Origin of the sequence: Nocardia sp. NPDC004068 (genome assembly GCF_042874315.1) — a bacterium.
Taxonomy (GTDB): Bacteria; Actinomycetota; Actinomycetes; order Mycobacteriales; family Mycobacteriaceae; genus Nocardia.
The window spans coordinates 176,448-196,351 of record NZ_JBIAMW010000007.1 but is presented as its reverse complement, the minus strand read 5'-3'; the positions used below and the strand labels follow the sequence as shown (position 1 = coordinate 196,351).

Annotated in this window: 20 protein-coding genes; 13 read left to right on the top strand and 7 right to left on the bottom strand. The window is 69.8% G+C overall.

Features of this window, described 5'->3' with window-relative positions; translation table 11 throughout:
• Nucleotides 1-91: 91 nt before the first annotated feature.
• Complete coding sequence (locus ACFYTQ_RS19725) at nucleotides 92-520, bottom strand: cupredoxin domain-containing protein (protein WP_387362667.1); 429 nt, start codon at nucleotides 518-520, stop codon at nucleotides 92-94.
• A gap of 539 nt (nucleotides 521-1,059) precedes the next feature.
• On the opposite strand from ACFYTQ_RS19725, the gene ACFYTQ_RS19720 reads away from it, so the two are divergent.
• Nucleotides 1,060-2,490, top strand: coding sequence for an NAD(P)H-hydrate dehydratase (locus ACFYTQ_RS19720; RefSeq protein WP_387363091.1), 1,431 nt, complete (start codon nucleotides 1,060-1,062; stop codon nucleotides 2,488-2,490).
• A gap of 126 nt (nucleotides 2,491-2,616) precedes the next feature.
• Here the strand turns inward: ACFYTQ_RS19720 and ACFYTQ_RS19715 are convergent, their stop codons facing one another.
• Nucleotides 2,617-3,432 (bottom strand): SDR family oxidoreductase, encoded by an 816-nt coding sequence (locus ACFYTQ_RS19715; protein WP_387362665.1) that lies wholly within the window; start codon nucleotides 3,430-3,432, stop codon nucleotides 2,617-2,619.
• Between the two features lie 20 nt (nucleotides 3,433-3,452).
• Here ACFYTQ_RS19715 and alr point away from each other — a divergent pair, with 20 nt between their 5' ends.
• Genes alr through tsaD form a run of 6 tightly spaced genes read left to right on the top strand, consistent with a single transcriptional unit; the run spans nucleotide 3,453 to nucleotide 8,448 of the window.
• A complete protein-coding gene (gene alr / locus ACFYTQ_RS19710; RefSeq protein WP_387362663.1) occupies nucleotides 3,453-4,667 on the top strand; it encodes an alanine racemase in 1,215 nt (404 codons plus the stop codon).
• Nucleotides 4,664-5,761: an alpha/beta fold hydrolase gene (locus ACFYTQ_RS19705; RefSeq protein WP_387362661.1), complete on the top strand. Its 1,098-nt coding sequence runs from the start codon at nucleotides 4,664-4,666 to the stop codon at nucleotides 5,759-5,761. The genes alr and ACFYTQ_RS19705 overlap by 4 nt, the downstream gene beginning before the upstream one ends.
• Nucleotides 5,754-6,200, top strand: a complete 447-nt coding sequence (gene tsaE / locus ACFYTQ_RS19700; protein ID WP_387362659.1) for a tRNA (adenosine(37)-N6)-threonylcarbamoyltransferase complex ATPase subunit type 1 TsaE — start codon at nucleotides 5,754-5,756, stop codon at nucleotides 6,198-6,200. The genes ACFYTQ_RS19705 and tsaE overlap by 8 nt, the downstream gene beginning before the upstream one ends.
• A 51-nt stretch (nucleotides 6,201-6,251) precedes the next feature.
• Nucleotides 6,252-6,914, top strand: coding sequence for a tRNA (adenosine(37)-N6)-threonylcarbamoyltransferase complex dimerization subunit type 1 TsaB (gene tsaB / locus ACFYTQ_RS19695; RefSeq protein ID WP_387362657.1), 663 nt, complete (start codon nucleotides 6,252-6,254; stop codon nucleotides 6,912-6,914).
• The gene (gene rimI, locus ACFYTQ_RS19690; RefSeq protein WP_387362655.1) at nucleotides 6,911-7,417 is read left to right on the top strand and encodes a ribosomal protein S18-alanine N-acetyltransferase; all 507 of its coding nucleotides are present in this window, start codon (nucleotides 6,911-6,913) and stop codon (nucleotides 7,415-7,417) included. Before tsaB ends, rimI begins: the two co-directional genes overlap by 4 nt.
• The gene (tsaD, locus tag ACFYTQ_RS19685) at nucleotides 7,414-8,448 is read left to right on the top strand and encodes a tRNA (adenosine(37)-N6)-threonylcarbamoyltransferase complex transferase subunit TsaD (RefSeq protein WP_387362653.1); all 1,035 of its coding nucleotides are present in this window, start codon (nucleotides 7,414-7,416) and stop codon (nucleotides 8,446-8,448) included. The genes rimI and tsaD overlap by 4 nt, the downstream gene beginning before the upstream one ends.
• 78 nt (nucleotides 8,449-8,526) lie before the next feature.
• Here tsaD and ACFYTQ_RS19680 read toward each other — a convergent pair whose 3' ends face one another.
• Entirely contained in the window at nucleotides 8,527-9,978 is a 1,452-nt protein-coding gene (locus ACFYTQ_RS19680) for an Hsp70 family protein (RefSeq protein ID WP_387362651.1), read from the bottom strand.
• 590 nt (nucleotides 9,979-10,568) lie between these two features.
• On the opposite strand from ACFYTQ_RS19680, the gene groES reads away from it, so the two are divergent.
• Nucleotides 10,569-10,871 (top strand): co-chaperone GroES, encoded by a 303-nt coding sequence (groES, locus tag ACFYTQ_RS19675; protein WP_195107235.1) that lies wholly within the window; start codon nucleotides 10,569-10,571, stop codon nucleotides 10,869-10,871.
• 84 nt (nucleotides 10,872-10,955) lie between these two features.
• Nucleotides 10,956-12,566: a chaperonin GroEL gene (gene groL, locus ACFYTQ_RS19670; RefSeq protein WP_387362649.1), complete on the top strand. Its 1,611-nt coding sequence runs from the start codon at nucleotides 10,956-10,958 to the stop codon at nucleotides 12,564-12,566.
• A 66-nt stretch (nucleotides 12,567-12,632) separates the two neighbouring features.
• Here groL and ACFYTQ_RS19665 read toward each other — a convergent pair whose 3' ends face one another.
• The 3 genes from ACFYTQ_RS19665 to ACFYTQ_RS19655 all read right to left on the bottom strand — a co-directional run bounded on the left by ACFYTQ_RS19665 (nucleotide 12,633) and on the right by ACFYTQ_RS19655 (nucleotide 14,155).
• Nucleotides 12,633-12,932, bottom strand: coding sequence for a hypothetical protein (locus tag ACFYTQ_RS19665; RefSeq protein WP_387362647.1), 300 nt, complete (start codon nucleotides 12,930-12,932; stop codon nucleotides 12,633-12,635).
• A 1-nt stretch (nucleotide 12,933) separates the two neighbouring features.
• Complete coding sequence (locus ACFYTQ_RS19660) at nucleotides 12,934-13,509, bottom strand: sigma-70 family RNA polymerase sigma factor (protein ID WP_387363088.1); 576 nt, start codon at nucleotides 13,507-13,509, stop codon at nucleotides 12,934-12,936.
• A gap of 352 nt (nucleotides 13,510-13,861) precedes the next feature.
• On the bottom strand, nucleotides 13,862-14,155 hold the full coding sequence (locus tag ACFYTQ_RS19655; protein WP_387362645.1) for a WhiB family transcriptional regulator: 294 nt from the start codon (nucleotides 14,153-14,155) through the stop codon (nucleotides 13,862-13,864).
• A 650-nt stretch (nucleotides 14,156-14,805) separates the two neighbouring features.
• On the opposite strand from ACFYTQ_RS19655, the gene ACFYTQ_RS19650 reads away from it, so the two are divergent.
• The 3 genes from ACFYTQ_RS19650 to ACFYTQ_RS19640 all read left to right on the top strand — a co-directional run bounded on the left by ACFYTQ_RS19650 (nucleotide 14,806) and on the right by ACFYTQ_RS19640 (nucleotide 17,522).
• Nucleotides 14,806-15,690, top strand: a complete 885-nt coding sequence (locus tag ACFYTQ_RS19650) for a hypothetical protein (RefSeq protein WP_387362643.1) — start codon at nucleotides 14,806-14,808, stop codon at nucleotides 15,688-15,690.
• Between the two features lie 121 nt (nucleotides 15,691-15,811).
• Nucleotides 15,812-16,390 carry a sigma-70 family RNA polymerase sigma factor gene (locus ACFYTQ_RS19645; protein WP_387362641.1) on the top strand — a complete coding sequence of 193 codons (579 nt, stop codon included), beginning with the start codon at nucleotides 15,812-15,814 and terminating at the stop codon, nucleotides 16,388-16,390.
• On the top strand, nucleotides 16,383-17,522 hold the full coding sequence (locus tag ACFYTQ_RS19640; RefSeq protein ID WP_387362639.1) for an anti-sigma-D factor RsdA: 1,140 nt from the start codon (nucleotides 16,383-16,385) through the stop codon (nucleotides 17,520-17,522). The genes ACFYTQ_RS19645 and ACFYTQ_RS19640 overlap by 8 nt, the downstream gene beginning before the upstream one ends.
• Nucleotides 17,523-17,609: 87 nt before the next feature.
• Here the strand turns inward: ACFYTQ_RS19640 and ACFYTQ_RS19635 are convergent, their stop codons facing one another.
• The gene (locus ACFYTQ_RS19635; RefSeq protein WP_062512720.1) at nucleotides 17,610-18,023 is read right to left on the bottom strand and encodes a DUF5319 domain-containing protein; all 414 of its coding nucleotides are present in this window, start codon (nucleotides 18,021-18,023) and stop codon (nucleotides 17,610-17,612) included.
• A 254-nt stretch (nucleotides 18,024-18,277) separates the two neighbouring features.
• Here ACFYTQ_RS19635 and guaB point away from each other — a divergent pair, with 254 nt between their 5' ends.
• Nucleotides 18,278-19,879: an IMP dehydrogenase gene (gene guaB / locus ACFYTQ_RS19630; protein ID WP_387362637.1), complete on the top strand. Its 1,602-nt coding sequence runs from the start codon at nucleotides 18,278-18,280 to the stop codon at nucleotides 19,877-19,879.
• Nucleotides 19,880-19,904: the final 25 nt, after the last annotated feature.

The following is a 19,904-nucleotide window of genomic DNA, read 5'->3' as shown; positions in this document are numbered from 1 at the left end:
CCGCACCCCTTGCGTGGATCCGCACACCTTGCAAGTGGTGCGGATCCATACAAAGGGTGCGGCTGGGTTTGGGAAACGTTGGGGGCGTGGGTTATTGGACCGTGATCGTGCCGCGCATGTCCGGGTGCAGCGGGCACAGGTAGCGGTAGGTGCCCGGGACGGTGAAGGTGTAGCTCCACTCGCCGTGGCCGGTGATGGGGCTGTTGATGCCCATGGCGGCGTCGCCGATGCCCTGCACCGCGTGCGGGGATTTGTCGGAGAACTTCCAGGTGACGGTGTCGCCGACCTTCGCGGTGAGGGTGGCGGGGGTGAATTTCATGTCGTCGACGGAGACGGTGAGGGTGGTGGGTTTGGCGGGTGCCGCCGGGGCGTCCGAGGCGGTGGTCGTCACGGTGGTCGAGGACACCGGGGCGGAAGTCTTTGTGTCCGAACCACATCCGGCCATCGTCAATACCGCGGCGACCACCCCGAGTCCGATCCCGATGTGCCTGGCTGTTCCGCGGTGAGCGCCGATCGACATGGTGCTCACCCTAGACGGGGGCGAATAAGGGTTGTGAGGTGCGGTCCGGTGTGCTTGGTCGGGGTGGGTTGTGTTCACGAGTGTCGCTGTCCTCTCCACTGCTCGCCGGACGGTGGTGTGATTCGTGGCCCGACGTGTGGCCGGATGGCAGCGCGGCGGGTGTGACGGCGTTCCGATGAGTGAGGGTGGCCGGAGCGGGTGGTGTCCCTGGCGCCCCGACGAGCGGGCGCGGCCGGAGCGTGGTGGTGGATCGTGCTCCCGTGACGGGACGCGGTCGGAGCGGGGCGGTATCGACGATGTTCCGGATGAGTGCGTGCGGCCGACGGATGGTGGCGTGGTGGTACCACCGACGAGTGGTCCCGGCCGGAGCATGGCGGGTCCGAGAGGGTGGATGAGGCCGGGTCTGCGGGCCGCGTGAGCCCGTAGACCGACCGTGGCGGAAACCTGCTTCGGATGGACACTTCCACAACCGGTTGTGCCAACGGCACAGCGGTACTCTGCGAGCACGGGCGGTCTCTTCGAGGAGGCGAGTGATGCGGGTGCGGGGTTACTTCACTGCGGATGAGGTACGGGCCGCGGAGGCGGAGCTGTTCGGGCGGGTTCCGGCGGGGATGCCGATGCGGCGGGCGGCGTATGGGCTGGCGGATGTGGTCGCGGGGGAGCTGCGGGAGCGGACCGGGGGAGTGGCGGGGCGGTCGGTAACGCTGCTCGTGGGGTCGGGGGACAACGGCGGGGACGCGTTGTGGGCCGGGTCGATGTTGCGGCGGCGCGGGGTGGCGGTGTCGGCGGTGCTGTTGTCGCCGGAGCGGGCGCATGCCGAAGGGCTCGCGGCATTGCGGCGCGCCGGGGGACGGGTGCGGGAGGATCTGGGTGATCCGGATCTGGTCGTCGATGGGATCGTGGGCATCTCGGGTCACGGTCCGTTGCGGCCGCGCGCCGCGGAACTCGTTGCGGCGGTTGCGGTTCCGATCGTGTCGGCCGATCTGCCCAGCGGAGTCGATCCCGATACCGGCGCGGTGGACGGGCCCGCCCTGCGTGCCGATGTGACGGTGGCGTTCGGCGCCTACAAGCCGGTGCACGCCCTGGCCGCCCCGTGGTGTGGCCGTATCGAACTCGTACCCATCGGCCTGCGGCTGCCCGAGCCGATCCTCGCCGCCCTCGAACCGTCCGCCGTCGGCGCCCACTGGCCCGTACCCGGCCCGCACGACGACAAGTACACCCAGGGTGTCACCGGCGTCTGCGCGGGCAGCGCGGCCTACCCCGGTGCGGCGGTCCTGTGCACCGGCGGCGCGGTGGCCGCCACCTCCGGCATGGTCCGTTACGCGGGGACCGGAGCCGGGGAAGTGCTCGCACACTTCCCGGAAGTCATTGCGGCGGAAGATGTTTCGAAGACCGGTCGAGTGCAGTCCTGGGTCTTCGGCCCCGGCGCGGGCACCGACGACGCGGCCCGCGACCGCCTCTCCGAAATCCTCGCCACCGATCTCCCGGTCGTCGTCGACGCCGACGGCCTGACCCTCCTGGCGGCCGACCCCACCCTGGTCACCAACCGCCCCGCCCCCACGATCCTCACCCCCCACGCGGGCGAATTCGCCCGCCTCACCGGCCAACCCCCGACCCCCGACCGCGTGGCCTCGGTTCGCCACCTCGCCGAAACCTGGCAGGTGACGGTCCTCCTCAAGGGCCGAGCGACCCTCGTCGCCTCCCCCAACGGCCAGGTCCTGGTCAACGAGGCGGGCGGCTCCTGGTCCGCCACCGCGGGCGCGGGCGACATCCTCTCCGGCATGATCGGCGCCCTCCTGGCCGCGGGCCACACCCCCGCGATCGCCGCCGCCTCCGCCGCCCGAGCCCACTCCCTCGCGGCCAACCTCGCCGCCCACGCCCACCCCGGCCCCGGCGCCCCCATCTCCGCCACCCCCCTCCTCCACCACATCCCCCCAGCCATCCAAACCCTGCGAGCCCAAGCCTCCTAAACCCCCACACCCCCAACGCCCACAAACACAGCCGCACCCTTTGTTCCGATCCGCACCCCTTTCAGAGCCCGGAAAGGGGTGCGGATGCGAATAAAGGGTGCGGCTGGGGTGCCGGGCCTGGGGGTGTCAGCCTTGGGCGGCGAGGGAGAGGGACTCCCATTTGCGCCAGGTGTCCAGGCGGGATTCGTAGTCGGCGGTGGCGATCTTCAGGGGGGCCTCGCCGAGGAAGAGGCGGAGGGGAGGTTCGGGGGTGTCGACGATGGTGAGGATGGCTCGGGCCGAGGCGGTGGGGTCGCCGGGGCGGGCGGCGGCGCGGGTGCGGTTGCGAGCCTCCCGGACTTCGGCGTAGGCGGGGTTCTCGGTGCTGTGGCGGGAGCTGGGGCCGGACCAGTCGGTGCTGAAGCCGCCGGGTTCGATGAGGGTGACGTGGATGCCGAAGGGCGCGACCTCCTGGGCGAGGCTCTGGGAGAAGCCTTCCAGTGCCCACTTCGAGGCGTGGTACGCGCCGAGATTGGGGAAGGCGCTGATGCCGCCGATGCTCGAGACCTGGAGGATATGGCCGCTGCCCTGGGCGCGCAGGATCGGCAGGGCGGCCTGGGTGACCCACAGCGCGCCGAAGACATTGGTCTCGAACTGGGCGCGGATCTCGTCCTCGGTCAGTTCCTCGATCATGCCGAAATGGCCGTAACCGGCGTTGTTCACGACGACGTCGAGGCGGCCGAAGTGCTCGGCGGCCTGTCGCACCGCCGCGAAGTCGGCGTCGCGATCCGTGACGTCGAGCCGCAGGGGGAGGAAGGTGTCGGGGTACTTCGCCGCCACGTCCTCGACGGTGCCGAGGTCACGGGCGGTTCCGGCGACGCGATCCCCGCGCTCGAGGGCGGCCAGCGTCCACTCGCGCCCGAATCCGCGCGACACACCGGTGATGAACCAGACCTTGCTCATGTGTCCCTCTTTCCAGTCGGATGAATCTCCACCGGCCACGCTACTCACCTGGAGTGCACTCCAAGCAAGCGGAAGTGGCAGGATCGGTAATCGTGAGTAGCGCCGACCCGCAGGTGGAGACCGTCGTCGACCTGGACGCCATCGCCCACAACGTGCGCGTCCTGCGCGAGCACGCGGGTGACGCCGCGGTCATGGCCGTCGTGAAGGCCGACGGGTACAACCACGGCGCGGTCCCGGTCGCCCGTGCCGCGCTGGCCGCGGGCGCCGCCGAACTCGGCGTCACCAATATCGGCGAGGCCCTGGCGCTGCGGCGCGCGGGCATCACCGCCCCGATCCTGAGCTGGCTCAACACCCGCGACGCCGATTATGCCGCCGCCATCGCCGAGGACATCGAACTCGGCGTCTCCTCCGCGGCCCAACTGCGGGCGATCGAACAGGCCGCGCGAGCTCTCGGCCGCCCGGCCACGGTCTCGCTCAAACTCGACACCGGCATGAACCGCAACGGTGTCTCACCCACCGAATACCCGGTCGTGCTGGAGCTACTGCGAAACCTGGTGTCCGAGCGCGCCGTTCGCTTCCGCGCCATGTTCTCCCATCTGGCCTGCGCCGACGAACCCGGCCACCCGTCGATCGACCTGCAACGCAACCGATTCCTCGACGCCATCGCCACCGCGAAACACCATCGGCTGCAACCCGAACTGGTCCACCTCGCCAATTCCCCCGCCACCCTCACCCGCCCGGACCTCGCCTTCGATATGGTCCGCCCCGGCATCGCCGTCTACGGCCTCTCACCCGTCCCCGCCGTCTCCGACTTCGGCCTGCGCCCGGCCATGACCTTCCGCGCCAGCATCATCCTGGTGAAACAGGTCGCCGCGGGCGAGGGCGTCTCCTACGGCCACCAGTGGATCGCCCCGCGCGACACCACCGTCGCCCTCGTCCCCGCGGGCTACGCCGACGGGGTGCCGCGAAATCTGGGCGGGCGCATGCGGATTCGCATCGGCGAGCACACCTACCCGAGCATCGGCCGGATCTCCATGGACCAGTTCGTCATCGACCTCGGCGACAATCCGGCCGGAGTCCGCCAGGGCGACACCGCGATCCTCTTCGGCCCCGGCGATCCCCACCCCCAGCACTGGGCCGACATCCTCGGCACCATCAACTACGAGGTCGTCTGTTTCCCTCGCGGCCGGGTCGTGCGACGCTATGTGGGAACGCGGCAAGGGGACAGGGGATGAATACGCGACGCTCACGCAGGTTCCGGACCACCATGCGCCGCGGCGGCATCGCGACCGCCGGGGTGCTCGGCGGCCTGGCGGGCGCGCACGCGCTGCGCCGGATGGGTGCGGCCGTGAGCTGGCCCGCCCGCCGCGACGAACTGCGCGACGAGGACTTCACCCTGCTCGATCGCGACCCGGCGCGCACCGTCACCGCCGACGACGGGGTGACGCTGGCGGTGCGCGAATGCTCCGGCGAAAAGCCCACGGCCACGGTCGTTTTCGTGCACGGATTCTGTAACACCATGGCGGCGTGGCACTTTCAGCGCCGCGATCTGGAACGACTCTGGGGCGGCAAGGTCCGCCTGCTGTTCTTCGACCAGCGCGGCCACGGCCGATCCGGGACGCCGAGCACCGAGAGCTGCACCGTGCCGCAACTGGGCCGCGACCTGGTCGCGGTGATCGAGGAGTGCGCGCCGCGCGGGCCGATCATGCTGGTCGGACATTCCATGGGCGGCATGGCGGTCCTGGCCGCGGCGGCGCAGTTCCCCAAACTGTTCGCCGATCGGGTGCGCGCGGTGGCGCTGCTGTCGACCGCGGCGGCGGAGGTGAGTTCCGCGGGAGTGGCTCAGCTGCTGCGCAATCCGGCCATCGACGGCTTCCGCGCGGTCACGCTCGCCTCACCCGCGCTGGCACAGGCGGGGCGGGTCACCGCGCGCGGGGTGATCACGCCGTTCCTGCACGTCAGCTCGTTCCACGGGGAGGTGAGCCCGACGCTGTCCCGGTTCACCACCGCCATGATCGATCGGACGCCGGTGTCGACGATCGTGAAATTCCTGAAAGCCCTGGAGCTGCACGACGAATCGGCCGCGCTGCCCACCCTGGCCCCGCTGCCCGCGCTCGTCCTCGGCGGCGTGCACGATCTGGTCATCCCGTTCCGCAACTCGCTCGCCCTGGCCCGGCAACTGCCCGACGCCGATCTGGTCCGGGTCACCGACGCCGCCCACATGGTGCAGCTGCAATATCCGGATCTGGTGAACGCGGCCCTCGATCGGCTGCTGGTCCGCAGCGGCGCCCTGGGGCGACGCGCCCGGCGGAAGGCCGCGCATGGCTGAGCAACGGATCCTGCCCACGGTCACCGACACCGAGGAGCTGGGTCGCGAACTCGCCGCGACACTGCGGCCCGGCGATCTGGTCGTGCTCGACGGACCGCTCGGCGCGGGCAAGACCGCCCTGACCCGGGGGATCGCGGCCGGGCTCGGCGTGCAGGGGCGGGTCAGCTCGCCGACGTTCATCATCGCCCGCCAGCACCGGCCGGGCCCGCAGCCGGGCGCGGTCGCGCTGGTGCACGTCGACGCGTACCGGCTCGGCGGGGATCTCGGCGAACTCGACGCGCTCGATCTGGACACCGAACTCGACGACGCGGTCGTGGTCGTGGAATGGGGGCTGGGCGTGGTGGAGCATCTCACCGATCGGCATCTGCTGGTCCGGCTGCGTCGCGAACCCGACTCCGAGGTGCGCACCGCCACCTGGGAATGGCTCGGCCGCGCCTGAGTTCACCGGTTGCCGTCGGTCGGGTGACCAACCGGTATCGTGAAGCCAATCATGCTTGTACTCGCCGTTGACACCGCGACACCCGCCGTTACGGCCGGACTGGTGAATCTGGAGCACGATGCCCTCGAAACCCTCGCCTCCCGGGTGACCGTGGACGCGAAGGCCCACAACGAGGTGCTCACGCCCCAGATCCTCGCCTGTCTGGAGGCGGCCGGGCGGTCGCGGACCGAACTCGACGCCGTCGTCGTCGGCGTCGGCCCGGGTCCGTTCACCGGGTTGCGGGTCGGGATGGCCACCGCCGCCGCGTTCGGTGACGCGCTCGGCCTGCCCGTGCACGGCGTGTGCAGTCTCGACGCCATCGCCGCCGACGCGTGGCGCGAGATCTCCGATGCGGACGCCGAACTGCTGGTCGTCACCGACGCGCGGCGCCGCGAGGTGTACTGGGCCCGCTACCGTCGCGGCGGCCGGATCGAGGGGCCGGATGTGTGCAAACCCAACGAGCTCGATTCCGGCGACGCCACCGTGATCGCCGGATCCGCCTCGCACGTCGACCTTTTCGACCTGCCCGTGCTGCCCGACGAGACCCCGTCCCCGGCGGGACTGGTCGCGTGCGCGGCCGCGGATCTGCTGGCCGGGGTCGCGCCCGAGGCCCTGGCGCCGTTGTATCTGCGCCGCCCCGATGCGGTGGAACGCAGCTATCAGGCGGTGCGATGAGCGAGCGGACCGGGGTGGGCGTGCGTATCGAACCGATGGGCCCGGCCGATGTCGAGCGTTGCGTGGAACTCGAGAAACTGCTGTTCCCCGAGGATGATCCGTGGCCCGCGGTGGCCTTCCATTCCGAATTGGCCGCCCCGCACAATCGTTACGTCGTCGCGCGCGACGAATCCGGCCACCTGCTCGGCTACGCCGGGGTCGCGCTGCTGGGCACCGGGGAGCATCCCGAGGCCGAGGTGCACACGATCGGCGTGGATCCGCTGCGGCACCGCGCGGGCGTCGGCACACTGCTGCTGCGCGCCCTGCTGGCCGCGGCCGAGGAACGCGGCGGCCCGGTGTTCCTGGAGGTCCGCACCGACAACGCCGGGGCCATCGCGCTCTACGAGAAGCACGGTTTCCACATCATCGGCCTGCGCAAGAACTACTACCAGCCCAGCGGCGCCGACGCGTTCACCATGCGCCGCCCGGCGCGCACGGGCCAGCACACCGGGGTGTTGTCATGATCGTGCTGGGTATCGAAAGCTCCTGTGACGAAACGGGAGTCGGCATCGTTCGGCATCGTGCCGACGGGACCTGTGAGTTGCTCGCCGACGAGGTCGCCTCGAGTGTGGCCGAGCACGCGCGGTTCGGGGGTGTGGTGCCGGAGATCGCGTCGCGCGCGCATCTCGAGGCGATCGTTCCGGCCATGCGGCGGGCGTTGGCCGCCGCGGGCGTGGCGCGGCCCGACGCGATCGCGGTGACCATCGGGCCCGGGCTGGCCGGGGCGCTGCTGGTCGGGGTCGCGGCCGCGAAAGCCTATGCGGCGGCGTGGGATCTGCCGCTGTACGCTCTGAATCATCTGGGCGGCCACGTCGCCGTCGACACCCTCGAGCACGGTCCGATGCCGCCGTGCGTGGCGCTGCTGGTCTCCGGTGGGCACACGCATCTGTTGCGGGTCACCGATCTCGCCGAGCCCATCGTGGAGTTGGGCAGCACCGTGGACGACGCGGCGGGGGAGGCGTTCGACAAGGTGGCGCGGCTGCTGGGGCTGGGCTTTCCGGGCGGTCCGGCCCTGGATGCCGCTGCGGCGCACGGGGATCCGCGGGCGATCGCGTTCCCGCGCAGTATGACCGGTCCCCGGGACCCGCGCTACGACTTCTCCTTCTCCGGGCTGAAGACCGCGGTCGCCCGCTATGTGGAGGGCGTTCACAAGGACGGCGGTGAGCTGCCGATCCCGGATATCGCGGCGTCGTTCCAGGAGGCGGTCGCGGATGTGCTCACCATGAAGGCGGTCCGCGCGGCCCGCGACGTCGGCGTGGACACGCTGGTGCTCGGCGGCGGCGCGACGGCGAACTCCCGCATCCGCTCGATGGCCGAGGAACGATGTGCGGCGGCCGGTTTGACCCTGCGGGTGCCCAAGCCCCGGCTGTGCACCGACAACGGCGTCATGATCGCGACCCTCGGTGCCCACGTGATCGCGGGCGGCGCCAAGCCCTCTCCGCTGACGGTGGCCACCGACCCGGGGCTGCCGGTGTCGACGAGCCAAATTCGCTGACCGTCCCCGGCAAGGGGACTCGGACCGTGCCTGTCGAGGCGACCGGGACCGGCAGGTCGAATTCGTCGACCGTGCCCGTCAGGGTGCCGGGACGACCACTGGTTCGATGGCGGATCCGGGGTGGTACTGCGGAAGGATCTGCGCCCGTTGGGCATTGGGCCGGGGTGTCGGACCGTCCTGGAGGGCGGTGCCGAGCATCGGGCCCAGGAGCCGGGGGAGATCCGGCAGCGGGATCTGCGGGAGATTCGGGTCGGGGCGCAGGGGTGGGGCGATCGTGGTCGGCGGGCGGCCGGTGCCGCCGGGCGTCGTGGCCGGTGTCGTGCCAGATTCGGCCGGGCGGCCGCTCGGGCTCGGCGTCGGGCTCGGGCCGGGTGTCGTGGTCGACGTCGGCGCGCTGGAGGTCGGGGACGGCACCGCCGACGGGGTGAGCTGACCGGTGTCGGTGGTACCGGCCGGGGTGACGTCGTGGTTGGCGGCGGGCACCAGCTCCTTGACGCCGTAGCCGACGACCAGGCCCACCACCACGACCGCGCCCGCCAGCGTGCCGACGAGTTTGGTGAAGGTGCCGGTGGACCCCTCGTTGCCCAGCCCGATCGCGGGCAGGGCCGAGGGCTGGGCCGAATCCGCGATCAGCGCAGCGCCTTTCGCGATCACCGCCTCCGGCTCGGACACGCTGTACACGCGCGGCTCCAGCAACTTGTCCAGGCGAGCGACCACGGCCGGGATGTTCGCGCCGCCGCCGATGACCGCGACCGCCTGCGGCTCCTTGGGCGCGCGGGTGAACACCGCCGACGCGAACAGGGCGGCCTCGTGCAGCAGATCGGCGATCAGCTCCTCGAAGTCGGCGCGGGTGAGCTTGAGCGGTTGTCCCGCAACGTGATCGATGGTGACCGCGGGCGCGATGGACAGATGCTCCTTGGCGACGCGGCTGCGGTTGATCAGCGTGTTGCGGTTGGGCCGGGTGCCGCGCCGGGCGAAGTGACAGTCGAGCAGGTGGTGGTAGATCAGCTCGTCGACGGCGTCGCCGCTGATCGCCGGGGTGCGCTCGCAGCGCAGCACGGTGTCGTCGACGAGATCGGCCACGGTGACGCTCATCCCGGACGCGCCGAGGTCGATCACGGCCACCGTGTCGTAGCGGTCGAGCAGGCCGGTGTGCCGCAGATAGGTAAGGGCCGCAGTCGATTCCGGGATCAGCTGCACATCGCGGCGCTGCCTGCCGATGGCCGCGCGGATGGCGACCGCCTGCTCGCGGTCGCGGTAGGCCACCGCGATCGCGGCGGGGCCACCGGTCGCGGCGTCGGTGCGGGACAACGGAATTCCGCTGTGGGTCGCCACCGGGTACAGGAATTCGCGGGGCATCTGGGTGGTCATCAACTCGATCGACGACACCACGAGCTCACCGAGATCCGAATGCGCCATGTCCGCCGTGACGACTCGATAATCGAAACTCTGGGTGCCATTGGGCGATGTGCCGACCAGGGCCGAGCACACCACCTCGTTCCCGGCGGAGATGCCGAGGGATGTTCGCATGTTCACCTCCCTTCGAGCGGATGGTCACGGTGTCGCCGACCATCCCGAACGGACAGCACGAACCTCCGCGTTGTCGGCGGAAGGCCCGAGCAGCGGATCCGGAGCTCACTAGCGGTCTTGCTCTCGTCTCAGGCATGCGCGAGGGGTGTCGCGCGTGGGGTGAAGCAGTTGTCAAGTGCTCGGCGGGCGGCGTGACGAGGCGCGGGGCGCGACATCACAGGAGCCGCCGTCCATAGTGTCACAATCCGTTATCCGAACGTTACAGTTTTTCGAGATCAATTGCTACGTACCGAAGGCGTGTCGCGTTTGCGCCATTGCCTTTTCGCGCACCCGCGCCGAACTGGTCGGATGCACATCCCGCTACCGTTGGGCGGTCCCCGATCTCCAGCACTACCCGCCCTTGAGCGCTGGCACTCTCCTGTATAGAGTGCTAGGTGGCACTGGATGTGCTCAGATGCCAGCTTGACTACTGAGCAGGGGTCCCGGCACCCGCGACGACGGGGCTATGCCCAGGGTCAACACCATGACCGAACCGTGAGTCCGGGGAACGGCCCCGGACGACCGAATCCCCTGAAAGTGGAGGGCTCAACGTGGCGAGCGTGAACATCAAGCCGCTCGAGGACAAGATCCTCGTCCAGGCCAACGAGGCCGAGACGACGACCGCCTCCGGCCTGGTCATTCCCGACACGGCGAAGGAGAAGCCCCAGGAGGGCACCGTCATCGCCGTCGGTCCGGGCCGGTGGGACGACGAGGGCGAGAAGCGCATTCCGCTGGATGTGAAGGAAGGCGACACCGTCATCTACAGCAAGTACGGCGGCACCGAGATCAAGTACAACGGCGAGGAGTACCTGATCCTGTCCGCGCGCGACCTGCTGGCCGTCGTCGACAAGTGATCGCGCCGTAACCCGGCCCTGCCCCGGTGTCCCCACGTGGGGCATCGGGGCAGTTCGCGTCAACCCCCACAAAGGAATCCACACATGGCAAAGCAGATCGAGTTCGACGAGAAGGCTCGTCGGGCGATGGAGCGCGGCGTCGACAAGCTCGCCGACGCCGTCAAGGTCACGCTCGGCCCGCGCGGCCGACATGTCGTGCTGGCCAAGGCCTTCGGCGGCCCGACGGTCACCAACGACGGCGTCACCATCGCGCGTGACATCGACCTCGAGGATCCGTTCGAGAACCTGGGCGCGCAGCTGGTCAAGAGCGTCGCCACCAAGACCAACGACGTGGCCGGCGACGGCACCACCACCGCGACCGTGCTGGCGCAGGCGCTGATCAAGGGCGGCCTGAAGAACATCGCCGCGGGCGCCAACCCGATCGCCCTCGGCCAGGGCATGAGCAAGGCCGCCGACGCGGTCTCCCAGGCGCTGCTGGCCGCCGCGAAGCCGGTCTCCGGCGAGCAGGCCATCGCGCAGGTGGCCACGGTCTCCTCGCGCGACCCCGAGATCGGCGAGATGGTCGGCAAGGCGCTGACCGTCGTCGGCAAGGACGGCGTGGTGACGGTGGAGGAATCCTCCACGCTGCACACCGAACTCGCCGTCACCGAGGGCGTGCAGTTCGACAAGGGTTACCTCTCGGCGTATTTCGTCACCGACCCGGACAAGCAGGAGGCCGTCCTCGAGGACACCTACGTCCTGCTGCACCGGGAGAAGATCTCCTCGCTGCCGGACTTCCTGCCGCTGCTGGAGAAGATCGCCGAGTCCGGTAAGCCGGTCCTGATCATCGCCGAGGACATCGAGGGCGAGGCGCTGTCCACGTTGGTGGTCAACGCGATTCGCAAGACCATCAAGGTGATCGCGGTCAAGGCGCCGTTCTTCGGCGACCGCCGCAAGGCGTTCCTGCAGGACCTCGCCGTCGTCACCGGCGGCACGGTGATCGAGCCGGATCTGGGCATCACCCTGCGCGAGGCCACCCTCGACCAGCTGGGCCGGGCCCGGCGCGTGGTGGTCGGCAAGGACGATACCACGATCGTCGAGGGCGCGGGCACCCAGGAGGCCATCGACGCGCGCATCGCCCAGCTGCGGGCCGAGATCGAGGCCACCGACTCCGACTGGGACCGCGAGAAGCTCGAGGAGCGGCTGGCCAAGCTGTCCGGCGGCGTCGCGGTGATCAAGGTCGGCGCGGCCACCGAGACCGCGCTCAAGGAGCGCAAGTACCGCGTCGAGGACGCGGTCAGCGCGGCCAAGGCCGCGGTCGAGGAGGGCATCGTGCCCGGCGGCGGCACCGCGCTCGTGCAGGCGGCGGCCAAGCTGACCGAGCTGGCGCAGTCGCTCAGCGGCGATCAGGCCGTCGGCGTGGACGTGGTGCGGCGGGCCCTGCAGGCGCCGCTGTACTGGATCGCCAGCAACGCCGGCGTCGACGGCGCCGTCGTGGTGAGCAAGGTCGGCGAGGGCAAGGACGGCTTCAACGCCGCCACCCTGACCTACGGCGATCTGATCACCGACGGCGTGGTGGACCCGGTCAAGGTCACCCGGTCGGCGGTCCTCAACGCCGTCTCCGTGGCGCGGATGGTGCTCACCACCGAGAGCGCGGTGGTCGACAAGCCCGCCGAGGAGGACGAGCACGACCACCATCACGGTCACGCGCACTGAGCCGACCACGACGACACGGGCCGTTCGCATCCGGGATGCGAACGGCCCGTGGTGTTCTCGGAGCGTTCAGTGGTTGGTCGCGGAATTCCCGCGGTGATTGGATCCGCACGGGTGCGGCGAGCGGTTGGCGGGCAGGTCTTCGGCAATCGCGGCGAGCAATCGATCACGCAGTGACGCGGGCGGGGCGGTCGCCGCCGCCGAGGCGAATTCGGCGAGCGCGTCCCTGGTCTGCTGCACTTCCTCGGTGAAAGCGGCGCGCAGGGCCGGATCCGAGCTGTCGAGTAGCTCCCGCACCGCGCGCTGGTCCTCGTCGCCGATCGATCCGAGCGCGACCGTGTGCGCGAGATCGATCTGGCTTTCGTTCATCTCACGTCACTCCCAAACTCTTCTTGAGTCGTGTCAATCCGTCGCGAATACGAGACTTGACAGTCGGTAACCCTACGCCCAGATAGGCGGCGACCTCGGCATAGGTGCGTCCGCCGAAATAGGCCAGCGAAATCGCCTCGCGCTGCGTTTCGGTCAGTGTCGCCAGCCCGGCCAGCACCGCCTGCTGTTCGAGCCGTCGCCCCACTTCTTCGGTGACCTCGTCGAATTCGTTACCCAGTCCGGTCGCCCCGTAGGCGATCTCGCGCTGGGCATGGGCCTGCTCCGCGCGCACGCGATCGACCGCCCGCCGGTGGGCGAGCGTCATGAGCCAGGTGACCGCCGAACCCTTCGCCGGGTCGAAATTGGCTGCGGTACGCCAGATCTGGAGGTAGACCTCCTGCGTGGTCTCCTCGGCGTAACCGGGGTCGTGTAGGACGCGAAGGACCAGGCCGAACACCCGAGCACTGGTACGGTCGTACAGCTCGGCGAAGGCGTGCTGGTCGCCTCGTCCGCACCGCGCTAGCAGTTCGGCGAGTTCGATGCTCTCGGCTGCGCGTGCCGTCACCGCGGAGTCCAGGCTCGCCCCGACTTGCTCCTGGAACGAGTCGCCCTCTGCGGCCGGCGGCCGCGTTGTCACAACGCTCCATTCTGTGTCATCGGCCACCAACCTAGCGTGCCGCTATGACCTCCTCTCGGCTGGGGTATCGGCAAACTGCCTGGCGCTCAGACGTTTTCGGACATATCCGAAACGTCCCCTCGGCATTTGTCCAGGACACGCCGAGACACGCGGAAGTCCGAAAACGCGGCGACAGGTGGGCGAGGTGTTCGCCTCGCAACATTGGCCGGGTGTTTGCTAGGCATTCGGCGCGCCCGGGTCCATGGATGGCCCGCGGCGGTGACGAATTTCCGAACGGCGACGATGCCGCGGGTCAGACGGTCATGCGGCGGCGGCTGCGCCGGGCGTGCATCTCGCGTTCGGTCTCCGACATTCCGCCCCAGATGCCGTACGGCTCACTGACCTTGAGGGCGTGGCTGCGGCACTGCATGAGCACCGGGCAGGTCCGGCAGATCTCCTTGGCGCGCAACTCGCGCTGGGCGCGGGCCCGGCCGCGCTCGCCGTCGGGATGGAAGAACACCGACGAGTCCACCCCGCGGCAGGAACCGCGCATCTGCCAGTCCCAGACGTCGGCATTCGGACCAGGGAGATGGGTGGGCATGGGCATGAGAACTCCTTGTGGTGCGAGCTCGTCGGCGTTGTCGAGCGATGCTTTGTCAGCAGCGGTCTGTCCGGGCACGGGCGCGGTCGGATGTGGATCCGCCGAGATCGGGCTCGGACCGTTGTCACCGGAGGTCCGGTGATCGCAGTTCGTGGTCGCCCTGATTTCGAGCGGCGCCAACCACGGCGATGACGTACGTTAGGACGCACGACGAAATGGAGTCAATAGTTTCTCCTTCGTCGATCGAAATAGCGGCAGACCCCAGATTTAACCTGCATGCTATTTACTTCCGGGCCCCGGCTGGTGATACTGATCTGTTGGCCGGTTTCTCCCCGTCGCGCCCGGGTTCGGTGATCTGTGGGGTAATCCCAGTTCACGACACATTTTTCCAGATAGAAGTGCCAACTGGGCCCCGGGCCGGTGTCGGCGTGGTATGCGTGGAAGTGCATCGATGCGGCCAATCGGGGCGAGCCGTAGATGGCCGCGCCGAGGCCTCCAGGTTAATTATCCGAAAAGCATACGAATTCTTAAGCCTCGTGCTGAGTGATAGCCCACGACAGATTTACGTGATGGAAACACCGCCGCGGCTTTCGGGGCGCTGGCCGGTTGCCGGATGTTCGTGCCGACCCCGCGGCGGGCTCGCTAGAGTGCGGGCCGTGAACGAGTCGCGGAAAGCGCCGGGCGGGCTGCTGTCCAGAGGAAACACGGTGTTCGCCGACGCGGCGTTCGGGGCCCGGCCGGGTCTCGGTGCTGCCGAGTTGCCGCCGATCGGCGACGCCGTCGACGCCTGGCTGTGCGCGGTCGTCCTGGGTGGTCAGGGCCGATACGCCGCCGCCCGCGCCCGGCTGCGCGCGGTCCGGATCGACACCCCCGACCCGGTGCTCGCCTCCCTCGCGACCAGCACCGAGGCGTCGCTGCTGCGTCAAATGGGTTGGCACGCACGGGCTTCCGCACTCGACGGCCGCGCGCTCGCGCTGGCGGTCGGCGACTCGGCCGGGCTCGGCGACGAGGCCGATCCCGATCGCGCCGAAGCGGTTTGCGACGCGTTGACCGGACTGGCCGCGGACGCGCTCGGCACGGCCCGTCCGGCCCTCGCGAACCGGCTGCTGGAACGTTGCCAGAAAATTCTGAGCGATTCGCCGGACCGCTGGCGTTCGCGGGTGCGCTGGCATTGGGTGGCGGCCGAAACCGCGCTCGCCGCACCCGGACTCGCGCCCGTGCCCGCGCGCGTGCGGGCGGAGCGGGCGGTCGAACTCGCCGACGCCGGGCCCTCGGTCCGGCACCGCGTCAAGTCCCGCCTACTGCTCGCCGCGGCGGCCGCGGCCGCGGGGGAACTCGACCGCGCCCGCGCGCTCGCCGCGGAGGTGGCCGACCGCACCCGCGAGCACGGGCTGCTCCCGTTGGCATGGGCGTGCGCGATGTTGCGCTCGGGGCTGTCGCCAGACAGTTCGGCCGCGGCGGAATCGGCGCAGCTGGCGGCGGCTCTGGCCCGGTACGGCGGCGTGTTGCGCACGGGCACGGAGGATCTCGCCGAGTTGTGATCGCAGGTGTTGCCGAACTCGAGCATCGAAGCCGCTATTGTTGGACCCGTTCCGCCGGACCGGGCGGAAGCACCGGTCATCACCGACCGTGCCACTTGTAACGCCGGGAATCTCTCTGACGATGACGCACACGGGCGAGGAGTTGGACGCCGCCGTCGCTGACGCAGCGCAAGGCGATCGTTCGGCTTTAGCCCAGGTACTGGAGATCATCCGCCCGCTGGTGGTTCGCTACTGCCGCGCGCGGATCGGTTCCGCGGAGCGTGGGCAGCTCTCCGCGGACGACGTTGCGCAGGAGGTCTGTTTGGCTGTGATGACCGCCCTGCCTCGTTATCAGGACCAGGGGCGGCCGTTCATGGCATTCGTGTACGGGATCGCTTCGCACAAGGTCGCCGACGCTCATCGCAACGCCGCCCGTAACAAGGCGGACGCGATGGCCGAAGTACCAGATGTCATATCCACCGACCAAGGGCCGGAACAGCGCGCTCTCGAATCCGAAACGAGCCGGCAGATGAACTCACTGCTGGCGACACTTCCGGAGAAGCATCGAGAGATCCTGATCCTGCGTTTGGTCATGGGTCTGTCAGCAGAAGAAACAGCACTTGCCGTGGGCAGTACGGCCGGTGCTATACGAGTGGCCCAGCATCGGGCGCTCGCGAAACTCAAGTCACAAGTGGCGAGGGCAGGTGAAATGTATGGCTAGGGATGGCGAGCGCGGTCGGGGCGACTGGAAGGCGCGGCGTGGATCGCAGAACAGCGATCCCTATGCCGAGGCATCCGGTGACACCGGACCGGTCGACATCGCCGCGGTCCGCCGCGACGATGCGCTCATCGACGCCATCGCCGGCGATGGACCCGTGGCGACCGACAGTGCCGAGGAGTTCCAGCTCGCGAGCCTGCTCGCGAACTGGCGGGCCGAGCTCGTCGAGGCCCCGATGCCGGCCGGACCGAGTCTGGACACCATTGTCGCGGCGGTCAATCAGGAGATCGGTGCGCGGCAGGCGAGGGTTAACGGCAATCGCCGCGGACATCTCCGGCTGGTGCGTCCGATCATGGGCGCGGCGGCGGCGCTGGCCCTGATCGTCGGTGGTATGACGGCGTTCTCCTACAACGCGCAGCCGGGCGATCCGCTGTGGCGGGTCAAGGAGGTCGTGTTCAGCGAACAGGCGCAGACCACGATATCGCAGCGGGCCGACGATTCGCTGGGCGAGGCGAAAGCCGCGCTGGCGGCGGGTGATCCGGCCAAGGCCAAGGAGGCCCTGGAGAGCGCCCAGTCGAACGCGACCCAGGTCAGCGATCCGGCACGCAAGTCCCAGCTGGAGAAGCAGCTCGCCGATCTGATCGCGCAGCTGCCGCCGGATCTGCAGAAGGCGATTCCGGTCGTGCCGCGCGGCACGAGCGAGTCGACGGCGCCGAACACGCCGCCGAGCAAGGACCAGACCGTGGGCGGCACGCCCGGGCGCACCGTCGATCCGCGCAGCGCGACCGCGCCCGGCGAATCGGGCGGCGGCACCGGCACCGAGCCGAACACTCCTGTGCCCCCGGCGCATTCGCAGCCGCCGACCGTGCCGCCGACGGCGGCCGAACCGCCGCCGACCGGATCCGGCAACGAGCCGCCGCAGACCCAGGAACCCACGGTGCCGACCACCATCGCCAATCCGGGCGGAACCGCCCCCGGCGGGTCGGTGCCGGGGGGCTCCGGGACCGGCGGCGGCACCGGCGCCTCCGGGCCGACCGGTCCGGCGACCCAGCCGAATCAGCCGCCGGTGTATCCGACCGGTTCGGTGCCCACGTTCAGCGTTCCGGGCGGGGTCCTGCCGGGCGGCGTGCGCTAGGGGTAGGCGCTCCGGCCGCGCGGGCGGGAGCACGAACTTCACATCATCGAACCGATCGCAGCCAGCGATCGGTTTTTTCGTTGCGCCTCAGGCGTCGAAGCCGTCGAACCCGTCGCCGTGCAGCGCCTCGTTCATCGAGGCGTCGGCGTAGCCGCGGCAGTAGTCCCACGTGACGTACGCTTCGGGCTGCGGATCGTAGGCGGGCTCGTGCGGGCGCACCGTGCCGTCGACCAGCAGTTGAAGCAGGTTGGCGCGCAACATGTCCCAGTCGTGGTAGTGATCCTGCCGGCAGTCCTCGCAGCTGACCACGAGCCCGCGGATGCCGCGGTGCGCCAGCAGCGCCTCGTAGACCGCGAGGTCGGCGAGATCCTCTTCGACCGCTAGCCGCTCGTGAGGATCCAGCGGTTCCCCCGGCTCGATGGCATCGAGCGCGGCCGACGGGTCGGAGGGATCTCCGGCGAACGGATCCGGCGGCAGGCCAGGTGGTAGATGGTCACGCACAATCCCACGGTACGCAGAACCACCCCCTCCGCGCCAGCGCTGTCGGCATTTTGCCGCGCCTGTCGCAGCAATTCGCCCGGGTACCGCCGCACATCGGCCGTTCGGCGTGTCGGCAACACCTGGCAACCGGGTGTGTCGCGGGGCGCGCGGCGGGTTCCGCGGGGCGGAGGCGGCGCGCTCGGAATTATCCGGGGCCGATACCATGTTCACAACAAGGTGCCGGGTAGCTGTCTTCGGCTCCGCCAATCCGTCAGATGTTCGCGATCCGGGTCCGCACCCCGGGTCGTTGCTTTCGAGGTCCAGGAGGGGTCGATCCGATGACTAGTCCCGTGATGGGCGAAGCCGTACGCCCTCTTACGGGTGGTGACGATCCGAACAAGATCGCCATGCTCGGCCTGACGTTCGACGATGTCCTGCTGTTGCCCGCCGCGTCCGATCTCATTCCCAGCACGGTCGACACCTCCAGCCTGCTGACCCGCGAGATCACCCTGCGCACGCCGCTGGTGAGTTCCGCGATGGACACCGTCACCGAGGCCCGCATGGCCATCGCCATGGCCCGCGCGGGTGGAATGGGCGTGCTGCACCGCAATCTGTCGGTGGCCGACCAGGCTTCGGCCGTCGAGACCGTGAAGCGGTCCGAGGCGGGCATGGTCACCAACCCGGTGACCTGCCGCCCGTCCGACACCCTCGCCGAGGTCGACGCCATGTGCGCGCGCTACCGCATCTCGGGGCTGCCGGTGGTCGACGAGACGGGCGAGCTGGTCGGCATCATCACCAACCGGGACATGCGCTTCGAGGTGGATCAGAACCGCCGCGTCGCCGACGTCATGACCAAGGCCCCGCTGATCACCGCCCAGGAGGGCGTGACCGCCGAGGCCGCGCTGGGCCTGCTACGCCGCCACAAGGTGGAGAAGCTGCCCATCGTCGACGGCAACGGCCGGCTGCGCGGCCTCATCACCGTCAAGGACTTCGTCAAGACCGATCAGTACCCCAACGCCACCAAGGACCGCGACGGCCGCCTGCTGGTCGGCGCCGCGGTCGGCGTGGGCGAGGACTCCTGGTCGCGCGCGATGTCGCTGCGCGACGCCGGGGTGGACGTGCTGATCGTCGACACCGCGCACGGCCATCAGGTCCAGGTGCTGCAGATGGTCTCCAAGCTCAAGGCCGAGGTGGGCGACACCATCCAGGTCGTCGGCGGCAATGTCGCCACCCGCGCGGGCGCGTCCGCACTGGTCGACGCCGGTGTCGACGCGGTCAAGGTGGGCGTGGGCCCCGGCTCGATCTGCACCACCCGCGTGGTCGCCGGGGTGGGCGCGCCGCAGATCACCGCGATCCTCGAGGCCGTCGCCGTGTGCAAGCCCGCGGGCATCCCGGTCATCGCCGACGGCGGCGTGCAGTACTCCGGCGACATCGCCAAGGCCATCGCCGCGGGTGCGTCGACCGTCATGCTGGGCTCGCTGCTCGCCGGGACCGCCGAATCCCCGGGCGATCTGATCTTGGTGAACGGCAAGCAGTTCAAGAGCTACCGCGGCATGGGCTCGCTGGGCGCCATGCAGGGTCGCGGCCAGGCCAAGTCCTATTCCAAGGACCGCTACTTCCAGGACGACGTGCTGGCCGAGGACAAGCTCGTGCCCGAGGGCATCGAGGGCCGGGTGCCGTTCCGCGGCCCGGTCAACCAGGTGATCCACCAGCTGGTCGGCGGCCTGCGCGCGGCCATGGGCTACACCGGTTCGCAGAACATCCCGCACCTGCAGCAGGCGCAGTTCGTGCAGATCACGGCGGCGGGACTCAAGGAGAGCCACCCGCACGACATCACGATGACCGTCGAGGCGCCGAACTACACTGGCCGCGGCTGAAAAACTTCCGGACGGTTTGTCGGAC

Excerpts from the sequence above, each read along its gene's own strand:
- ACFYTQ_RS19725 (WP_387362667.1), bottom strand. The coding sequence starts at position 520 with ATGTCGATCGGCGCTCACCGCGGAACAGCCAGGCACATCGGGATCGGA.
- ACFYTQ_RS19715 (WP_387362665.1), bottom strand. The coding sequence starts at position 3,432 with ATGAGCAAGGTCTGGTTCATCACCGGTGTGTCGCGCGGATTCGGGCGC.
- alr (WP_387362663.1), top strand. The coding sequence starts at position 3,453 with ATGAATCTCCACCGGCCACGCTACTCACCTGGAGTGCACTCCAAGCAA.
- ACFYTQ_RS19705 (WP_387362661.1), top strand. The coding sequence starts at position 4,664 with ATGAATACGCGACGCTCACGCAGGTTCCGGACCACCATGCGCCGCGGC.
- tsaE (WP_387362659.1), top strand. The coding sequence starts at position 5,754 with ATGGCTGAGCAACGGATCCTGCCCACGGTCACCGACACCGAGGAGCTG.
- tsaB (WP_387362657.1), top strand. The coding sequence starts at position 6,252 with ATGCTTGTACTCGCCGTTGACACCGCGACACCCGCCGTTACGGCCGGA.
- rimI (WP_387362655.1), top strand. The coding sequence starts at position 6,911 with ATGAGCGAGCGGACCGGGGTGGGCGTGCGTATCGAACCGATGGGCCCG.
- tsaD (WP_387362653.1), top strand. The coding sequence starts at position 7,414 with ATGATCGTGCTGGGTATCGAAAGCTCCTGTGACGAAACGGGAGTCGGC.
- ACFYTQ_RS19680 (WP_387362651.1), bottom strand. The coding sequence starts at position 9,978 with ATGCGAACATCCCTCGGCATCTCCGCCGGGAACGAGGTGGTGTGCTCG.
- groL (WP_387362649.1), top strand. The coding sequence starts at position 10,956 with ATGGCAAAGCAGATCGAGTTCGACGAGAAGGCTCGTCGGGCGATGGAG.
- ACFYTQ_RS19665 (WP_387362647.1), bottom strand. The coding sequence starts at position 12,932 with ATGAACGAAAGCCAGATCGATCTCGCGCACACGGTCGCGCTCGGATCG.
- ACFYTQ_RS19655 (WP_387362645.1), bottom strand. The coding sequence starts at position 14,155 with ATGCCCATGCCCACCCATCTCCCTGGTCCGAATGCCGACGTCTGGGAC.
- ACFYTQ_RS19645 (WP_387362641.1), top strand. The coding sequence starts at position 15,812 with ATGACGCACACGGGCGAGGAGTTGGACGCCGCCGTCGCTGACGCAGCG.
- ACFYTQ_RS19640 (WP_387362639.1), top strand. The coding sequence starts at position 16,383 with ATGGCTAGGGATGGCGAGCGCGGTCGGGGCGACTGGAAGGCGCGGCGT.
- guaB (WP_387362637.1), top strand. The coding sequence starts at position 18,278 with ATGTTCGCGATCCGGGTCCGCACCCCGGGTCGTTGCTTTCGAGGTCCA.